Origin of the sequence: Micromonospora sp. CPM1 (genome assembly GCF_023896895.1) — a bacterium.
Taxonomy (GTDB): domain Bacteria; phylum Actinomycetota; class Actinomycetes; order Mycobacteriales; family Micromonosporaceae; genus Micromonospora; species Micromonospora tulbaghiae.
Genome location: NZ_JAMHIU010000023.1, coordinates 69,897 through 86,191, shown reverse-complemented (window position 1 = coordinate 86,191; position 16,295 = coordinate 69,897). Strand labels below are relative to the sequence as shown.

Sequence of the window (16,295 nt, the reverse complement as noted above, 5' to 3'; positions counted from 1 at the left end):
CCCCACAGCGCGGCGGTCTCGCTGATCGGCAGCGCCGCCACGCGGACCTTCCGCAGGTCGCCGCTCGCCCCCGGGGACGGATCGGTGGCGGCGGAGTCCGTGCAGCCGGACAGGGCGACGCCCGCGAGGGCGGCGCGGCGCAGGATGGTCGGTTTCATCAGTACGTGGTCCTTGTCGTGAGGTGTGCCGGAACGGAGTCGTCGGGCCCGGGCGGGACGCCGGACCGTGCTCTCCTCACGTGCGCAGGACCGTTGCGGCGCGCAGTCGCAGCCCGATGGGCGGGCGGGGTGGACCTCGACCCGGGCCCGGTCCACGGGACCGAGGGCCGGTCGGCGTGCCGGTGGCACGGCGGGGCCGGCACAGCAGGGACAGGGCGCCGAGAACGAGGACGCCGCCCAGCACCGCCAGGCACACGGTGAACGCGTGCAGGCCGTCGCGGTGCCCGGGCGAGCCGTCCTCTCCGTGTACGACGCCGGGCGCGGCGGCGATCTCGTCGGCGGCGTGGGCGATGCCGGCGTGGGCGGCGCTCGCGTGGCCGGTGCCGGCGTGGGCGGCGCTCGCGTGGGCGGCGTCGGGTCCGGCCGGGTGACCGAAGGTGTGCATCCCGAACACCCCGAACGCCACGGCGACGAACAGCGCCGACCGCAGCAGCGGGTGTGCGCGTCCCATCCCACCCCCTCCGCACGTCCGGCCCGGCGTCAGCGTCTACTACAGGCGCATAGTAGATGGGATACCACGGCGGCCGGGCGCGGGGACGGCAACACGCACAACCCGCTGCCGGGAACGACTACGTGACGCGGTAGGCGGTGTAGCGCACCCGGTCGGCCTCGCGGATCGCCGACGCCACGAAGACGCACTGCTCCAGCACGGCCAGCGCGGGCACCGACGTCTCCAGCCGTACGCCCAGCCGGAAGTAGTACTCGGCGGGGTCGACCGCGTCGCCGCGCAGCAGGGCGTCGAGGACCTCGGGGCGGCCGCTGCGGACGCCGAACGTGCGGAGGTAGACGTGACCGCCGTCTGCGGTGCGGGCCGAGTAGCGCGTGTCGATCTCGATCGCGCCGTCGGGGCGGACCACCTGCCAGTCGGCGCCGCCGGGAAGGATGTCGGCCTCGAACAGGCCGGTGACCCGGCCGCCGACGATCGGCACGACGCGGCGGTGACCCGCGCGGGTCGTCCCGTGGTCCTCCAGCACCCCGAGCCGGGCCTCCACCTCGAACGCGGCCTCCAGACCGGGCACCGGCGGGGCGCTCACGGCGTCCGGCCGGCGGGTCGGCGCGTACTCATGGGGTGTCCTTGGTCTGTGCGAGGGCGTCGCGGAGGCGTTCCAACGCGGGCACCGCGGCGGCGAGGGCCGCGCGGTCCGCCGCCGGCAGGGTGGCGGCGGCGCGGGCGACCAGCTCTCCGCTCGCGAGGTCGAAGCGGTCGAACAGGTCGAGGGCCTTCGGGGTGGCGAGGACGTCGACGTGCCGGTGGTTGCCCGGACGGGGGCGGCGCTCGACGAGACCCCTGCCCTCCATCGTGGTGAGCAGGTTGCTGACCGTCGAGCGGCTGAGGCGGAGCCGTTCGGCCAGCTCACCGGGACCGGAGACGGTGCCCCGGGGCAGGGCCCGCACGATCTCGATCTGCGCGTCCGGGATCTCCGGCAGGTGCTCGGCGGCCCGGGCGGCGGCGAGCAGCGTGCGGCGCAGCGGTGAGATCACCGACGCCAGTCGCGCGGCGTCCAGCTCGGGCGGTTCCGGGCCGGTCACGGCAGGACGCCCGAGAAGACCGTCGGCGTCAGGGAGGCCCGTTCGTTGAGGTCGGCGGGCAGGAAGCCGGCCGCCTTCTTGTATCCGGTGGCGATCTCGGTCAGCTCCTCCGGTCCGATGACGTCGTGGATGTGGTCGAACCCGTCCGGCGCGCGCTCGCGGGCGAGCACCATCACCTGTTCCGGGCCCTGCCGCCGGTTGCTCAGCACGAGCGCCGTGGTCGCCGGCCGCCGGTCCGCCTCGTAGGCGTCGAGCGCCTGCCCGACCGTCGGCGCGGTGGCGAGGTGGAAGGCGAGGGTACGCGCGTCCAGGATCGCCTGCGACGCCCCGTTGGAGCCGTTCGGATACATCGGGTGCGCCGCGTCGCCGAGCAGCGTGGAGTTCCCGTGGGTCCACGTGTCGATCGGGTCGCGGTCCACCATGGGGTATTCGAGGATCTCGTCGGCGGCGGCCAGCAGTTCCGGCACGTCGAGCCACGGGAAACGCCAGCCCGCGAAGAGCGAGACGACCGGCGCGGGGTCGACCGCCCGGTTCCAGTCCGCGTTCGGCCCGGCGAAACCAGGCCCGCGCCGCTCCGCTACGACATTGATCAGGCCGGCACCGATCGGGTACGCGACGAACTTCTGTTCCGCGTCCCCTGCCATGATCATGGTTCGCCCGTCCAGGAATCCGGGCGCCCGAGCGGTCCCCCGCCACAGCGTCAGCCCGTTCCAGATCGGCGCCCCTTCGCCGGGCTGATGTTGCCGGCGCAGCTCGGAGTGGATGCCGTCCGCTCCGACGATCAGGTCGCCCGCGACGCTCACCTCCCCCGCTGCCGTCTCGAAGCGGGCGACGCCGTCCCGGACGCCGACGAGCCGGTGCCCGGTGCGCACCGCGTCGGCCCCCAGCCGTTCCCGCACCACGGCGAGCAGTTCCATCTGGAACCGGCCGCGGTGCACGGAAAGCTGCGGCCAGCGATATCCGGCGTCCAGCCCGCGCGGCTCGCTCCAGATCTGCTGACCGTGCCGGTTGTAGTACGCCAATGTGCCGGGGGCGGCGCCCAGCCTTTCCACGCGTTCGCCGAGACCCAATTCGGTCAGCTCTCGGACCGCGTGCGGAAGCAGATTGATCCCGACGCCGAGTGGGCGCAGCGCGGCGGCGCGCTCATAGACGGCGATGTCCCGGAAGCCGGCCCGATGCAGGCTGAGGGCGGTGGTGAGGCCACCGATACCAGCGCCCACGATCACGATCACCAAGTCGTCGCCCCCTCCGCCGCCGCACCACCAACCACACAGTTTGGTCACAAAATCGTCACGCGTCAAGACGTATTCACATCGAGGCCGGACCACTCGTCCCGCATTGCGATTCGCCTTATCGGAATTCTTGACAATCAATCATCTCTGCATGACGCTGATCGACGCGGTCGGATGGTTCACCTCTCCTCGCCGGCCCTCACTCCTCCGGATGCACCAGCGCTTCGCACGGAAGGGCTCGTCCATGAAGAAGGTCACCGCCCTCGCTGTTCTCGCCGGCCTCACGATCGCCCTGACCGGCTGCACGGACTCCGACGCCACCGATCCGTCCCCGGGGGCGAGCGGCGACCTGCGGAAGGTCCGCGTGGCGGCGCTGCCGATCAGCGAGACCGCCGCGCTGTGGGGTGGCATCAAGGCGGGCATCTTCCGGGAGCAGGGGCTCGACGTGGAGGTGGTGCCCGCACAGGGCGGCGCACAGGCCATCCCGGCGCTGATCAACGGCGACATCGACTTCGCCATCGGTCAGCCGTTCGGCCCGTTCCGTGCCGATCTGCAGAACCTCGGCGTGGTGATCATCGGGAACTACGCGTCGTCCTACGCCGACGGTGACGACATCAACGCCGTGGTCGCGTCCGCGAAGTCCGGCATCACCCGGCCGGCCCAGCTCGCGGGGCGCAAGGTGTCGGTGAACAGCCTGGGCGCGGCCGGCGACGTCACGATCATGGCGGCGGTCGAGAAGGACGGCGGCGATCCCACCAAAATCAAGTTCGTCGAGGTGGCCTTCCCGGACGCGCCGGCCCAGCTCGCGGCCGGCAACATCGACGCCGCCTGGGTGACCGAGCCGTTCATCACCCAGATGCGCAAGCGCGGTGACGTCCTCGTGGTCGCCCCGTACCAGGCCACCGTTCCCGGGCTCACCACCCTGACGACGATCACGTCGAGCAAGCTGAAGGACTCCGACGCCGAGCTGATCGCGGACTTCTCGGCGGCGATGAAGAAGACGCTCACCTGGGCCAAGGATCCGGCCAACGAGAAGGACCTCCGCCAGGCCATCAAGGACAACCTCGAACTGCCGGAGCCGGTGGCGGACTCGGTACGGCTCCCGGCATTCGGGTGGGAACTCGACCGGGCCGGCCTGGAGCAACTGGCGACGCTGGCCCAGAAGTACCGCGTCCTCGACCGGCGACCCGACTTCGACCGCCTCATCCAGCAGCAGTAGCCGGCCGATGCGCAAGATCCTGCTGGGCGCCGTGGGTCTGCTGGGGTTCCTCGTCGTCTGGCAACTGATCCCGACACTGGGGCTGGCCGACCCGCACGACCTGCCGTACGCGACGGACGTGTTCGGGTGGCTGTTCCAGGAGGTCCGCGACCTGGCGTTCTGGCGGCGGCTCCGGCTCACCATGACGTCCTGGGCGATCGGCCTGACGCTGGCGACGCTCGCGGCCCTCGCGCTGGGGACCGTGGTGGGGATGGTGCCGTTCCTGCGTCGCGCGACGCACACGACAGTCGAGTTCCTGCGGCCGGTGCCGTCGGTCGCGCTGATCCCCCTCGCCGTGCTGATGTTCGGCCTGCAGATGCGCGCCGCGCTCGTCATCATCGTCTACGCCGCGTTCTGGCAGGTGTTCGTGCAGGTGATCTACGGCGTCGCCGACGTCGACACCGTCGCCCGCGACACGGCGCGGAGTTTCGGCCTCACCCGCGCCGAACGGCTGCGTTACCTAGTCCTGCCGACCGCCCTGCCGTACCTGATGACCGGGCTGCGCCTGGGCGCGGCCGTCGCACTCATCCTGGCCGTCACCGCGGAGATGGTGATCGGCAACCCCGGCCTCGGGCGCATGATCGAGCTGTCCCGCTCCTCCGGGGACGCCGTCGGCCTGTACGGCCTCGTCGTGGTCACCGGGGTCCTCGGCCTGCTGGTGAACGTCGTGTTCCGCTTCGTCGAACGCCGCTCGCTGGCCTGGCACCAGTCGGTGCTCGGCGACGAGGCGGCGCGGTGACCGCCCTCGGCGCGGGCCGGGCCCGTCCCCGCGACCTGGGCGTCCGGGTCGCCGAAAACGTGCTGTTCGCGGTCGGGCTTCCCGTCCTGGCCGTGGGACTCTGGGCCGTCTGGTCCACCCGGTCGACGAACCGGTTCCTCGTCGGCCCCCGCGCCCTCCTCGACGCGTTCCGGCAAACCTGGATCGGCCCGGCGTTCGTCGACGACGTCCTGCCGAGCCTGTACCGGCTCCTGATCGGACTGTTCGCGTCGATCCTGCTCGGCGTCGCCGCCGGCGTCGTCATCGGCCGGCTCCGCCCGCTACGCGAGATCCTCGAACCACTGCTGGAGTTCTTCCGCGCGATCCCGCCACCCGTGCTGATCCCGGTCGCCATGCTGCTGCTCGGCATCACCGACACCATGAAGGTCGTCGTCATCGTGTCCGGCGCGATCTGGCCGATCCTGCTGAACACGATCGAGGGCGTCCGGGCGACCGACAGCGTGATGATGGAGACCGCGCGCTCGTTCCGGATCTCCCGGTGGGACCGGCTGTGGCTGCTGATCCTCCCGGCGGCGAGCCCGCGCATCATGACCGGCGTACGGCAGGCGCTCTCGGTGGCCCTGATCCTCATGGTGATCTCGGAGATGTTCGCGTCGTCCGCCGGTCTGGGTTACCGGATCGCCTACTTCCAGCGGAACTACCTCATCGCCGAGATGTGGAGCGGCATCCTCCTGCTCGGCCTCATCGGCGTCCTCCTCGCCGTCGCCTTCGGTGTCGTCGAACGCCGCGTGCTGCGCTGGTACCACGGAATGAAGGAGGTGAGCCGTGGCTGACGGGAGCCCGCTGCTGAGGGTCGAGCACCTGCGGAAGGTGTACGCGTCCGGCCGGGGCGAGGTCGAGGCGATCGGGGATCTCAGCTTCACCATGGATCCCGGCGAACTGCTGTGCATCGTCGGCCCCTCGGGCTGCGGCAAGACCACGCTCCTGAAATGCCTGGCCGGACTGCTCCGGCCCACCAGCGGCCTCGTCGAGATGGAGGGATCGCCGGTGACCGGCCCGAGCCCGGCGATGGCAGTGGTCTTCCAGGAGTACGGCCGCAGCCTGTATCCGTGGCTGACGGTCCGGGGCAACGTGGAGCTTCCGCTCCGCCACAAGAAGCTGTCCCGCGCCGAACGTGCCCGGGCGGTCGCCGACGCCCTCGACGCGGTCGGGCTGCCGCAGTCGGCGCGCAGCCATCCGTGGCAGCTCTCCGGCGGGATGCAGCAGCGGGTGGCGATCGCACGCGCCATCGCGTACCAGCCGGACGTGCTGATCATGGACGAGCCGTTCGCCGCCGTGGACGCGCAGACCCGCGCGGACCTGGAGGATCTCGTCCGCGAACTGCACCTGACCCGTGGCATCTCCACCGTGTTCGTGACGCACGACATCGACGAGTCCGTGTATCTGGGCCAGCGCGTGCTCGTCCTGTCGAACTCGCCGACCCGGGTGCAGGAGGACCTCGTTATCGACCTCCCCCGGGAACGCGATCAGCTCACCACCCGGGCCCTGCCCCGGTTCACCGAACTGCGGACGCGCGTCTACGAGCAGATCCAGCGGGCCAAGCGCGGGCCGGCGGCGGCGCCCCAGCCGGCGCCGCAGCCGGCGCCGTGACTGTGCCTCGCCGGTCCCGGCACAGGGTCACGTAGCCCACGCGTACGGGCGCGGGCCGGTGGTCCCGTCCTCGCGGGTCCATCGGCCGTGCCCGCATCGATCGCCGGAGATCTATGTTCGGGTTACGGACCGATGGAGGGCGGAAGCATGATCGGCACCCTGGTGGAGAACGGTCTCACGGCGCTGGCCCGCTACGACTCCTACGGCCAGGAACAGATCGACGAGATCGTGAAGAAGGCGTCGGTGGCCGCGCTCGGCCGGCACGCCGAACTCGCGATGCTGGCGGTCGAGGAGACCGGCCGGGGCGTGTTCGAGGACAAGGCGGTGAAGAACATCTTCGCCTGCGAGCACGTCACCAACCACATGGCCGACATCCGTACCGTCGGGGTGATCGCGCAGGACGACATCACGGGCATCACCCAGATCGCCGAGCCGGTGGGCGTGGTGGCCGCGGTCACGCCCGTGACGAACCCGACCTCGACCACCATCTTCAAGGCGCTGCTGGCCCTCAAGACCCGCAACCCGGTGATCTTCGCCTTCCACCCGGCGGCGCAGCGCTGCAGCGCGGAGGCGGCCCGCACCGTCCGCGACGCCGCCGTCGCCGCCGGAGCGCCGGAGCACTGCATCCAGTGGATCGACGAGCCGTCGGTGGCCGCGACGAACGAGCTGATGCGGCATCCCGCCGTCTCGGTGGTCCTGGCGACCGGTGGCAACGCGATGGTGCGGGCCGCCTACTCCACCGGCAAACCGGCGCTCGGTGTCGGCGCCGGCAACGTCCCCGCGTACATCGAGGCGTCGGCCGACGTGGCCCGCGCCGTCAACGACGTGGTGCTGTCCAAGGCGTTCGACAACGGCATGATCTGCGCCTCCGAGCAGGCGGTCATCATCGACGACGCAATCCGGCCGGCGGCCCTCGCCGAGTTCCGGCGACTGCACGCCCACATCGCGACGCCGGAGGAGAAGTCGCTGCTGGAAAAGCTGCTCTTCGGCTCCGGGAAGCTCAACCCGGACGTGGTCGGGCAGCCGGTGACGTGGATCGCCGAACACGCCGGCTTCCCGGTCGCCCCGGACACCTCGATCATCCTGGCCCCGGTCGACCGGGTCGGCCCGGCCGAGCCGCTGACCCGGGAGAAGCTCTGCCCGGTGCTCGCCCTGCTGCCCGCGACCGGTCACGACCAGGCCTTCGGGTACGCCGAGCAGATGGTCGAGTTCGACGGTCTGGGTCACAGCGCCGTCATCCACACGCGGGACGCCGACCTGGCCGAGGCGTACGGCCGCCGGGTCAAGGCCGTCCGGATCATCTGGAACGCACCGGCCTCCCAGGGCGGCATCGGCGACATGTACAACGCCTTCCTGCCGTCGCTGACGCTGGGCTGCGGAAGCTACGGCCACAACTCGGTGTCGCACAACGTCACGGCGGTCGACCTCATCAACATCAAGCGGGTGGCCCGGCGGACGAACAACCTGCAGTGGTTCAAGGTTCCGCCGAAGATCTACTTCGAGCCGAACGCGATCCGCTACCTCGCCGACATGCCCGACGTGCACCGGGTCACCGTGGTGACCGACCACACCATGACCAGACTGGGGTACGTGGACCGGGTGCTGTCCGTGCTGCACCGCCGCCGCGAGCAGGTGGCCCTGCAGATCATCGACGACGTCGAGCCGGAGCCCAGCGTGCGCACGGTCGACCGGGGCGCCGAGTCGATGCGCTCGTTCCGCCCGGACACCATCATCGCGCTCGGCGGGGGTTCGGCGATGGACGCCGCCAAGGTGATGTGGCTGCGCTACGAGCACCCCGAGGTGGTCTTCGCCGATCTGCGGGAGAAGTTCTTCGACATCCGCAAACGCGCCTTCAAGTTCCCCACCCTCGGCGCGCTGGCCCAGCTCGTCTGCATCCCGACCACCTCCGGCACCGGAGCCGAGGTCACCCCGTTCGCGGTCATCACCGACACCGCGTCCGGCAAGAAGTACCCGCTCGCCGACTACGCCCTCACGCCGAGCGTGGCGATCGTCGACCCGGTCCTGGCCGCCGACCTGCCGGCGGTGGTCACCGCGGACAGCGGCTTCGACGCGCTCACCCACGCGATCGAGTCGTACGTGTCCGTCTACGCCAACGACTTCACCGACGGCCTGGCTCTGCACGCCGTCCGGCTCATCTTCGGCAACCTCGCCCGGGCCGTCCACCAGGGCGCCGCGGACCCGGTGGCCCGCGAGAAGATGCACAACGCCGGGACGATCGCCGGCATGGCGTTCGGCAGCGCCTTCCTCGGCATCGTGCACGCCATGTCGCACACCCTGGGTGCCACCTTCCACGTCGCACACGGGCGCACCAACGCGATCCTGCTCCCGCACGTCATCAGGTACAACGGCACCGTGCCGAGCAAGCTCACCGGCTGGCCCAGGTACGAGACGTACCGGGCGCCGCAACGCTTCGCCGACATCGCCCGTACCCTCGGGCTCCCCGCCGCGACCGACGCCGAAGCGGTGGAAGCCCTGGCCACGGCGATCGAGCGCCTGCGCGACGAAGTCGGCATCGAGCCGTCGTTCGCGGCAGTGGGCGTGGACGAGCGGGCCTTCCTCGCGGCGCTGCCGCAACAGGCGCTGAACGCGTACGAGGACCAGTGCGCCCCGGCCAACCCCCGGATGCCGATGCTCGGCGACATGCAGGAGCTGATGCGCGCCGCGTACCACGGACCGGCGACCGCCGGCTGACGCGGCGGTGACCGCCGCTTCGTTCAGGAGGGAGAGGTCATGAACGGAACAGTGCTCCGACGGCCCGGGCGGTGGCTCACCTGGGGAGCCACGGCGGCCGAGGTGGACGCGACGCTGCCCGGTGACGAGCTCCTCGCCGATCCGGACATCGTCTCCACCCGGGCGGTCACCGTCGACGCGCCACCCGAGGCGGTCTGGCCCTGGCTCGTGCAGATGGGCAGCGGTCGCGGTGGCGCCTACACCTACGACTGGATCGAGAACCTGTTCGGGCTCGACATGCACAGCGCCGACCGGATCCTGCCGCAGTTCCAGCAACTCGCCGGCGGCGACGAACTACCGCTCGGCAGGAACGGGCCGGCCATGCGGGTCGAGATCCTCGACCCGCGCCGGACGCTGGTGTTCCGGTCCGCCGACGGCGTCTGGGTGTGGGGCTTCCACCTGCGACGGTACGGCGCGGGCACCCGGCTGATCAGCCGCAACCGGATCTCCCTGGCCGGGCGTCCGGGGCCGGGCCGGGCCGCGTACCGAATGGTGATGGAACCGGGCAGCCTGGTCATGGAGCGCCGGATGCTGCTGGGCATCAAGCAGCGCGCGGAACGAACGTCATGAATGTGCCCGGCGGTGCGCAGCGGTCGCCGGCGAGGGCCGAAGGTCCCGCGGCTTCCGGCCTGCGGCCCCCCGCGGCCGGGCGCCGCCGGGCCTAGGCTGGGTCCGGACAAGACGAGATCAGTGGAAGGAAGCACGGTGACCGCGGTCGAATCCGAACTCCGTACGCTCGCCGAACTCGACGACACCGAACTCGCCCGTCTGGACGCGTGGTGGCGGGCGAACAACTACCTGACCATCGGTCAGATCTACCTGCAGGGCAACCCACTGCTGCGCGAGCCCCTGTCGGCTGAACACATCAAGCCGCGCCTGCTCGGCCACTGGGGAACGAGCCCCGGCCTGTCGCTGATCTACGCGCACGTCTCCCGGCTGATCCGGCACACCGGCCAGCAGGCGATCTACCTGGCCGGTCCGGGTCACGGCGGGCCGGCACTGGTGGCCGCCGGCTACCTGGAGGGCACCTACAGCGAGATCTACCCGGACGTCAGCCAGGACGAGGCCGGGATGCTGCGCCTGTTCCGGCAGTTCTCCAGCCCCGGCGGTATCCCGTCGCACGTGTCGGTGACCACCCCGGGTTCCATTCACGAGGGCGGTGAGCTGGGCTACGTCCTGGTCCACGCGTTCGGCGCGGTGATGGACAACCCGGACCTGCTGGCCATCGCGGTGGTGGGCGACGGCGAGGCCGAGACCGGGCCCCTGGAAGGCTCCTGGAAGGGCGTGTCCTTCCTCAACCCGGAGCGCGACGGCGCGGTCCTGCCGATCCTGCACCTCAACGACGCCAAGATCTCCGGTCCCACCGTGCTGGGGCGCAAGGACCCCGAGGAGGTACGCCACCTGCTGCGGGGCCACGGTTACGACGTCATCGAGGTCGAGGGCTCCGACCTGCCCGGCATGCACCACCGCTTCGCCGCCGCCCTGGCCACCGCCTGGACGAGGATCCGCGACATCCAGACCGCCGCCCGTGACGGCTCCTGGGACGGTACGCGTCCCACCTGGCCGCTGATCGTCCTGCGGTCGCCGAAGGGCTGGACCGGGCCGGACGCCGTCGACGGGGTCACCGTCACCGGGACGTGGCGCTCCCACCAGGTGCCGCTGTCCGGCGTCAAGGACAATCCGGAGCACCTCGCGCTGCTGGAGCGCTGGCTCAGGTCGTACCGTCCGGAGGAGCTGTTCGACTCCACCGGCGCGCCCGTGGCGCTGGTCCGGGACCAGGCCCCCGACGGCGACCTGCGGATGAGCGCCAGCCCGCACGCGAACGGCGGGCTGCTCACCCGGGACCTGGACCTGCCGGACTTCCGTTCCTACGCGATCGAGGTGCCCCGGCCGGCGCAGCAGCGGGCCGAGTCGACGCGCAAGCTGGGCGAGATGATGCGCGACATCTACGCCCGCAACGCCGACCGGTTCCGGTTGTTCTGTCCGGACGAGACGAACAGCAACCGCCTCGGCGGCGTCTTCGACGTCTCCGACCGCGCCTTCATGGAGCGGGTGACGCCGGACGACGTCGCGATCAGCCGCGACGGCCGGGTCATGGAGGTACTCAGCGAGCACAACTGCCACGGTTGGCTGGAGGGCTACAACCTGACCGGCCGGCACGGCATGTTCGCCACCTATGAGGCGTTCGCCATGGTCAGCGCCTCGCAGACCGTGCAGCACGGCAAGTGGCTGCAGGAGGCCAAGCATCTGCCGTGGCGCGCGAAGGTGCCGAGCCTCAACGTGCTGCTGACCTCGACGGCGTGGCGCAACGACCACAACGGCTTCTCCCACCAGGGCCCGGGCCTGATCCAGGTGGTGCTCACCCAGCGCGGCGACGTCGCCCGGGTCTACCTGCCGCCGGACGCCAACACCCTGCTGTCGGTGGCCGACCACTGCTTCCGGTCACGGTCGTACATCAACCTGATCGTCATCGACAAGCAGCCGCAGTTGCAGTACCTCTCCATGGACGAGGCGATCGAACACTGCGCCTGCGGCGCGGGGATCTGGGAGTGGGCCGGCACCGACGACGGCACCAGCGACCCCGACATCGTCCTCGCCTGTGCCGGTGACGTCGTCACCATGGAGACGGTCGCGGCGGCGCAGATCCTGCGCGACCGGCTGCCCGGTCTGAAGGTGCGCGTCGTCAACGTGGTCAACCTGATGACCCTGGTCCGGCCCAAGGACCACCCGCACGGCATGAGCGAGACCCTGTTCACCGAGCTGTTCACCGACGACGTCGACGTGGTCTTCTCCTTCCACGGCTACCCCGGCGCGATCCACCAGCTCGTCCACGGCCGCCCGGACGCGGACCGGTTCCGCGTGCGCGGCTTCATCGAGCAGGGCACGACCACCACTCCGTTCGACATGACGGTGCGCAACAAGGCGTCGCGGTACCACCTCGTGATGGACGCCATCAACAACGCCAAGCGTCTGCCACGCGGTGCGGCGGACCTCAAGGCGTGGTGCCGCAGTCAGCTCGACCGCCACGAGGCGTACGTGGTGGAGCACCTGGAGGACATGCCCGAGGTCCGCGACTGGGCCCTCGGCGACTGGGCCGCACGCGGCTGAGGTCGACGGAGACGGTGACGCCGGCCGGGCGTCACCGTCTCCTTTCGCGTACGCGGGTCCGTCGTCAGAGGACGCGCGTGCGGCGGGCCCCGGACGCGAGACCCGCGATCGGGCCGACGGCGCCGTCCCGTCCCGGTTGCCGGGGTTCCCCCAGCAGGTCGACGTCCATGACGGCCGGGCTGCCGTCCGCCTCCTCGAACTCCGCGTCGGCGCACCGGACCCGTTCCAGGTCCCGGCCGGTGACCACACCGACACGTGCCTCGGCGAACGCCTCGGGAAGGTCGGTGACGAGCCAGACCGCGTCGCCCTCGACGACGACCGTCGCCGTCGCGGTGCCCAGCACCCGTGGCTCCCGCTCACCCTCGAACGGGCGGGCACCCGCGGCGTAGGCGTTCGCGCGGGCGTACACCGGTTGTCTCACCTCGACGTACTTCTGCTGGTCGCTGGGCGGCTGGTCGGCGAGGCGGGCCAGGTACTCCGCGAACGACGCCGGATGCCCGTCGTATCCGGCCGTGCCGGCCAGCGGCGGTCCCTCACCCTCCGCGCCCGTCCCGTAGGCCGCGCCCGGGTCGCCGCCCACGAAGAGGTTCCCCACGTACCTGTCGTCGCCGCCGTAGATCACCGCGTACCCGGCGACCTGGGTGCTGTGCGGCCGGTGGTAGGGCGTGGCGCGGTCCAGCACCGGCTCCAGCCGCACCGTGCCGCAGATCAGGTTGCAGACGAAGGCACCCCCCTGGCTGAACAGCTCCAGCGCGGCGGGCGAGCCGAAGATGTTGTGCTCGACCAGGTAGGGGCCGTGGCTGACCTCGACGAAGAGGTCCCGGCAGTTGTCGTGGTAGACGTTGCGGGAGAGCCGGGTGCCCTGGGCCTGCCAGTCCAGCCAGGTGCCGAGCGAGCAGTCGTGGATCCGGTTGTGCCGGATCACCACGTCGATGGCGGCGTGCAGCTTGATGCCGGCGATCTCGTAGCCGTAGAACTCGCGCTTCACGCCGATGCGGTGGATGTGGTTGTCCTCGATCGTGGAGAACGCGCATCCGAGGTGACCGACTATCGCGTTCTGGCCGCAGTCGTAGATCGTGTTGCGGCGGATCACGTGGGAGCCGATGTGCTCCCGGTCCCACCCGATCTGGCGGGCCGCGAAGACCGACTCCAACTGGTACTGGTAGCCCGGCTTGTCGCCGCGCAGAGCCGAGTGGTTCTGCCCGGTCGACCCCTCCTTCCCGATCGAGATCGCCGAGCACTTGGCGTCATGGATCACGTTGTCCTCGATGACCCACCCCTTCGCCCAGTTCGGCCCGATCAGGCCCGGCTGGTCGGCGGTCGGCGGCGCCCACGGGCTGGCCGCCTGTGCCAGCTCGAATCCGCGCACGGTGATGTAGTCCAGGTGCGGTTGTTCCGGGTAGAAGACGCTGCGGCGTACGTTGATCTCCACCAGCTCCGTGTTCGGGTCGGCGCCCTGGAAGTTGGCCCAGATCGTCGTCCGCTCACCGACCTCGGCGTACCAGACGAGCCGGGTCTGGTCGGGATCGCTGACCGGACGGGGCAGCCTGGTCCAGTCGTCGACGACCTCCGTACGCCGGGGCGGATCGTCGACCTCCGCCCGGCTCGCCACCTCGAAGAAGCTCAGGCCGTTCAGATAGACGTCGCCGAGGTGCCTGCGCGGCGCATCCTTGCCGTACACGATCCAGTCGCCGGTCACCTCCTCGGCGAACGGGTTGAACGAGCCGAACAGCGAGTTGTCGACGACCGCCCGCCATACCGTCCCGCCGAGCGGCTCCCAGCCCGTGACCCGTTCCGATCCCTTGATCACCACGTGCTCGCCGGGCGCCGCCTCGTAGGTGATGCGGCGGGAGTCGCTCAGACCGCCCCGACGTGGCTTGACCCACTCGCGGTACTCCCCCGCGTGCACCACCACCGTGTCACCGGGCTGCGCGACGCCGGCCGCCCGGTCGATCGTCCGGAACGGCCGCTCGGCGCAGCCGTCGGCGCGATCCGAACCGCTGGTCGCCACATGGAATACGGATGTCATCCGGGGAGCCCTCCTTGTCGATTGATGGAGATGCCTTCGGCGCCGCGGGCGGCGCGGGCGCACCCGTTCACGTCCACACCGGCAGGTCGATCGCGGACGGGTGGGCGCCGTCGTGGGAGACCTCCTGCTGCGCCCGTACCGTGGTGGTCGCGGTGGCGGCGGGTTCGCCGGTGCCGGGATTGCGGGCGTAGCGCGGATGCGCTCCGGAGCTGACCTGCACGGCGACGCGGTGGCCGGCGGCGAAGCGGTGGAACGCCGGCCACAGTGGCACGTCCAGCTCGACGTAACCCTCCCCGTCGGGCCGCGGGTCGGTCGCCGCGGTGCCGACGCCGCCGACGCGGCGGATGCCGTCGCACACGGTCATCGAGCGGCCGTCCGGGTGCACGTCGCAGATCCGGATGAACACGTCCGCGCTGGCTGCCGTCGAACGGAACCGGATACGGGCGACCGGCTCCCCGGCGAGGACGACGGCGTGGTCCAGCGGTGGACCGCGGAAGACCGCAACGTCCGTACGGCGTTCGTGGGCGCTGTTGTCGACCGGCCCGGAGGCCGGGCCCAGGCCGGGACCACCGAGTACCGGCGTGGGCCGGTCCGGGTCGTAGGTGTAGCGGGTGCTGCCCCCGTCGGGAGCGGCGGGGCCGAGCAGCCCGTCCGGATGCAGGTACCACCGCTGCGCGGCGGTGCCCGGCGGCGGCCACGCGGGCAGGTCGCGCCACTGTTCCGCGCCGGTGAGGAAGGCGCGCACGGGCGCCGGCCGGGCCGCGGGCGTACCGGCGAAGTGTTCCTTGAGGAACGCGACCGACTCGGCGAGGAACGGGCTCTGCTCGCTGCTGTGGCCCCACGGGCCGATGGTCAACCGCGGCGGGCGACCGGCCGCGGCGAGCCGAGCGTAGTCGCGCAGCTGCCAGGGCAGGAAGATGTCGTACCAGCCGGTGGCCATGTACACCGGTGCGGTGACGTCGGGCACCGACGCGGTGTGCGACTGCCGGGTCCAGTAGTCGTCGGTGAGCCTCTCGTGGGCCAGCCAGTCCTGGTACCAGCCGATCGGGTGGCCGGCCACCACGGTGTCGCCGCGGGACAGGGGCAGGACGTCGAAGGCTTCGGCCAGCTTCCGGTCCGGCCGCCGCGCGAGCCGCGCCCGGACCAGGGCGCCGCGCATGCCCCGCAGGGCCATCAGGCGCGACCAGCCGAGCGAGCCGCCCAGCGAGAAGGCGCCGTTGTTCCAGGTGACCGCGCCGAAGTCGGCCATCGTGACGTTCAGGCACAGGGCATCGGGGGCGTTACCGGGGTCGTCCCGGCACATCCGTCCCGCCACGGCCCACTGGGTGTAGCCCAGGTAGCTCTCCCCGTACGTCGCGACGGTGCCGGTGAACCAGGGCTGGCGGCGTACCCACCGGTGGGTGGCCATGCCGTCGCGCTGCTCGTCGAGCTGCGGCCGGAAGCTGCCACCGGAGCCGCCCGTACCGCGGCAGCTCTGCACCAGGACCGTGAACCCCTCGCCGGCCAGCGCCGGCGCGTGGGTGAGCGAGCCGTGCCGGCCGTACGGCGAGCGGACGACGATCGTGGGCAACGGCGGTTCCACCGGGCCGACAGGCAGGTAGAGGTCGGCGATCAGTTCGACGCCGTCGTCCATCGGCACACGCAGCCCGCGCCGCACCGTGAAGGCGTACGAGGGCTCCGGGACCGCGCGGCGAAGCCGCCCGGACAGTCGGCGGCGGAGACTCCTCATCCCTCATCCTTGGTTCTGGAGTTCACGCCGGGCCGGCTGTGCGGATGCGCGCGCTGCCACCGGCCGGCGCCG

13 protein-coding genes are annotated in these 16,295 nt (G+C 71.3%); 7 read left to right on the top strand and 6 right to left on the bottom strand.

Annotated elements, in window-relative coordinates:
• Window positions 1-234: 234 nt before the first annotated feature.
• The 4 genes from M8C11_RS24750 to M8C11_RS24735 all read right to left on the bottom strand — a co-directional run bounded on the left by M8C11_RS24750 (window position 235) and on the right by M8C11_RS24735 (window position 3,121).
• Window positions 235-669: a DUF6153 family protein gene (locus M8C11_RS24750; protein WP_252453570.1), complete on the bottom strand. Its 435-nt coding sequence runs from the start codon at window positions 667-669 to the stop codon at window positions 235-237.
• 118 nt (window positions 670-787) lie between these two features.
• Window positions 788-1,252: a DUF3237 domain-containing protein gene (locus M8C11_RS24745; protein ID WP_252453567.1), complete on the bottom strand. Its 465-nt coding sequence runs from the start codon at window positions 1,250-1,252 to the stop codon at window positions 788-790.
• A gap of 28 nt (window positions 1,253-1,280) precedes the next feature.
• Complete coding sequence (locus tag M8C11_RS24740) at window positions 1,281-1,748, bottom strand: MarR family transcriptional regulator (protein WP_252453564.1); 468 nt, start codon at window positions 1,746-1,748, stop codon at window positions 1,281-1,283.
• Window positions 1,745-3,121 (bottom strand): flavin-dependent oxidoreductase, encoded by a 1,377-nt coding sequence (locus M8C11_RS24735; protein WP_252453561.1) that lies wholly within the window; start codon window positions 3,119-3,121, stop codon window positions 1,745-1,747. Before M8C11_RS24735 ends, M8C11_RS24740 begins: the two co-directional genes overlap by 4 nt.
• A 10-nt stretch (window positions 3,122-3,131) precedes the next feature.
• Here M8C11_RS24735 and M8C11_RS24730 point away from each other — a divergent pair, with 10 nt between their 5' ends.
• The 7 genes from M8C11_RS24730 to M8C11_RS24700 all read left to right on the top strand — a co-directional run bounded on the left by M8C11_RS24730 (window position 3,132) and on the right by M8C11_RS24700 (window position 12,465).
• Window positions 3,132-4,199 carry an ABC transporter substrate-binding protein gene (locus M8C11_RS24730; protein WP_252453559.1) on the top strand — a complete coding sequence of 356 codons (1,068 nt, stop codon included), beginning with the start codon at window positions 3,132-3,134 and terminating at the stop codon, window positions 4,197-4,199.
• 7 nt (window positions 4,200-4,206) lie between these two features.
• On the top strand, window positions 4,207-4,977 hold the full coding sequence (locus M8C11_RS24725) for an ABC transporter permease (protein WP_252453557.1): 771 nt from the start codon (window positions 4,207-4,209) through the stop codon (window positions 4,975-4,977).
• The gene (locus tag M8C11_RS24720; RefSeq protein WP_252453555.1) at window positions 4,974-5,789 is read left to right on the top strand and encodes an ABC transporter permease; all 816 of its coding nucleotides are present in this window, start codon (window positions 4,974-4,976) and stop codon (window positions 5,787-5,789) included. Before M8C11_RS24725 ends, M8C11_RS24720 begins: the two co-directional genes overlap by 4 nt.
• Window positions 5,782-6,606 carry an ABC transporter ATP-binding protein gene (locus M8C11_RS24715; protein ID WP_252453553.1) on the top strand — a complete coding sequence of 275 codons (825 nt, stop codon included), beginning with the start codon at window positions 5,782-5,784 and terminating at the stop codon, window positions 6,604-6,606. The genes M8C11_RS24720 and M8C11_RS24715 overlap by 8 nt, the downstream gene beginning before the upstream one ends.
• Before the next feature lie 147 nt (window positions 6,607-6,753).
• Window positions 6,754-9,318, top strand: coding sequence for a bifunctional acetaldehyde-CoA/alcohol dehydrogenase (gene adhE, locus M8C11_RS24710; RefSeq protein WP_252453551.1), 2,565 nt, complete (start codon window positions 6,754-6,756; stop codon window positions 9,316-9,318).
• Window positions 9,319-9,357: 39 nt separating this feature from the next.
• Entirely contained in the window at window positions 9,358-9,927 is a 570-nt protein-coding gene (locus tag M8C11_RS24705) for an SRPBCC family protein (RefSeq protein WP_252453549.1), read from the top strand.
• Window positions 9,928-10,062: 135 nt separating this feature from the next.
• Entirely contained in the window at window positions 10,063-12,465 is a 2,403-nt protein-coding gene (locus M8C11_RS24700; RefSeq protein ID WP_252453547.1) for a phosphoketolase, read from the top strand.
• Between the two features lie 64 nt (window positions 12,466-12,529).
• Here the strand turns inward: M8C11_RS24700 and M8C11_RS24695 are convergent, their stop codons facing one another.
• On the bottom strand, window positions 12,530-14,494 hold the full coding sequence (locus tag M8C11_RS24695; RefSeq protein ID WP_252453544.1) for a right-handed parallel beta-helix repeat-containing protein: 1,965 nt from the start codon (window positions 14,492-14,494) through the stop codon (window positions 12,530-12,532).
• A gap of 67 nt (window positions 14,495-14,561) precedes the next feature.
• Entirely contained in the window at window positions 14,562-16,223 is a 1,662-nt protein-coding gene (locus M8C11_RS24690) for a CocE/NonD family hydrolase (protein WP_252453541.1), read from the bottom strand.
• Window positions 16,224-16,295: the final 72 nt, after the last annotated feature.

Coding starts and splice junctions, on each gene's coding strand:
- M8C11_RS24750 (WP_252453570.1), bottom strand. CDS start 669: ATGGGACGCGCACACCCGCTGCTGCGGTCGGCGCTGTTCGTCGCCGTG.
- M8C11_RS24730 (WP_252453559.1), top strand. CDS start 3,132: ATGACGCTGATCGACGCGGTCGGATGGTTCACCTCTCCTCGCCGGCCC.
- M8C11_RS24725 (WP_252453557.1), top strand. CDS start 4,207: ATGCGCAAGATCCTGCTGGGCGCCGTGGGTCTGCTGGGGTTCCTCGTC.
- adhE (WP_252453551.1), top strand. CDS start 6,754: ATGATCGGCACCCTGGTGGAGAACGGTCTCACGGCGCTGGCCCGCTAC.
- M8C11_RS24705 (WP_252453549.1), top strand. CDS start 9,358: ATGAACGGAACAGTGCTCCGACGGCCCGGGCGGTGGCTCACCTGGGGA.
- M8C11_RS24695 (WP_252453544.1), bottom strand. CDS start 14,494: ATGACATCCGTATTCCATGTGGCGACCAGCGGTTCGGATCGCGCCGAC.
- M8C11_RS24690 (WP_252453541.1), bottom strand. CDS start 16,223: ATGAGGAGTCTCCGCCGCCGACTGTCCGGGCGGCTTCGCCGCGCGGTC.